Consider the following 1700-nt stretch of genomic DNA (forward strand, 5'->3'; position numbering starts at 1 on the left):
AACGTCGGTGGCCACCAATACCGAGCAGCTCTGATTGGCGAACAGCACCAGGATTTCATCGCGCTCGCGCTGTTCCAGCTCGCCATATAAAGCCAGCGCGCTGAAACCCTGCGCACGCAACTCGGCTGCCAGTTCGCGGCAATGGATCTTGGTATTGCAGAAGGCCAGCGTAGAGACAGGCCGGTAATGCTTCAGCAGCGTCGCCACTGCCGCATTGCGCTCGTCGTAACCGACTTCATAAAAACGTTGTTCGATCTGGCTGTCGTCATGCTGCGCCTCGACCTTGACCTCGACCGGGTCGCGCAGGAATTGCTCGCTGGCCTTGCGGATATCGTCCGGGTAAGTGGCAGAAAACAGCAGCGTCTGGCGACGTGCCGGGCAGGCGCTGACGATGCCGGAGATCTCTTCATAAAATCCCATGTCGACCATGCGGTCGGCTTCATCCAGCACCAGCGTTTGCACAGTAGATAAATTGATCGTGTTGCGACTGATGTGATCGCGCAGACGGCCTGGCGTGCCGACCACGATATGCGCACCATGCTCGAGCGATGCAATTTGCGGCCGCATCGGCGCGCCGCCGCATAACGTCAGCACCTTGATGTTGTCGGCAAAACGGGCCAGGCGGCGCAATTCATTCGATACCTGGTCGGCCAGTTCGCGCGTCGGGCATATCACCAACGCCTGTATCGCAAACCAGGTCGGATTGAGTTTCTGCAGCATGCCGATGCCGAAAGCAGCCGTCTTGCCGCTGCCGGTCTTGGCTTGCGCGATCAGGTCGCGCCGCTCCAGTATCACCGGCAGGCTCTGCGCCTGTATCGGCGTCATCTCGTGATAACCGAGCGCATCGAGATTGCTCAGGATGGCAGGGGACAGGGCGAGGGTGGAGAAGGAACTTGGATTCATGATGGGCTGCGCATTGCTGGAAAAGGACACGCAGTCTAACAGGCGCGGGCAGTTAGATGAAAAGTAGCATGGTGCGGGGGCACTAAATAATTCATCGCCACCACTGTGGCTCAGCCCGACAAATTCTTATCCCAGCCCGGTATCTGAGGCATCCAGCCGCTGCAAGGACGCGCGCACAGGCGCTGCGCACGCTGTTTTCCTCATCCCATCTTCCTGATCGGCTGCTCACTCCAATTGAACAAATTGCATACGCGATATGCGTGCATGAAAAACGGGCGCGCAATCGGTCGATATTCAGGCCGATATTTCATGACAGAAGATCGCACTTCACATTATGAAAAATTCATTATGCGTCGCAACATATTTCTATTTCGGTGAGCGAAATATCATTCCACATACAGAAAAATGCTATATAAGCCATTGATAAATAAGGATTATTTTTTATTAAAATATCTTATATAAGACATTGTTGCGGCGCATAAAATAACCTATGATTAACGCAAGTTTTTTCTTGTTTCTGTTATTCCCAGCATTTAATTAAGGAGACGATCATGACTAGCCGTGAACAGCAAATTCAGACATTGAACAAAGAGTGGGCCGAAAATCCGCGCTGTAAAGGTATCAAGCGCAACAACACCGCGGAAGACGTGGTCCGTCTGCGCGGTTCGCTGCAGATCCGTCACACGCTGGCCCAGCGCGGCGCGGAAAAACTGTGGGAGATGTGTAATAACGAGCCTTTCGTCAATACGCTGGGCGCCCTGACCGGCACTCAGGCGATGCAACAGGTCAAGGCCGGT

1 protein-coding gene and 1 pseudogene are annotated in these 1700 nt (G+C 54.2%); one reads left to right on the top strand and one right to left on the bottom strand.

The genetic code is table 11. The features are described 5' to 3' along the window. Positions 1 to 903 (bottom strand): DEAD/DEAH box helicase (locus tag Q7T06_RS04485; protein WP_304780894.1); only part of this gene is annotated, 903 nt, incomplete at its 3' end. Positions 904 to 1454: 551 nt separating this feature from the next. Here Q7T06_RS04485 and Q7T06_RS04490 point away from each other — a divergent pair. Beyond that, positions 1455 to 1700 (top strand): annotated as a pseudogene (locus tag Q7T06_RS04490) (isocitrate lyase); the annotation flags it as partial.

This window comes from Herminiimonas sp. (genome assembly GCF_030645555.1).
Taxonomy (GTDB): domain Bacteria; phylum Pseudomonadota; class Gammaproteobacteria; order Burkholderiales; family Burkholderiaceae_D; genus Oxalicibacterium.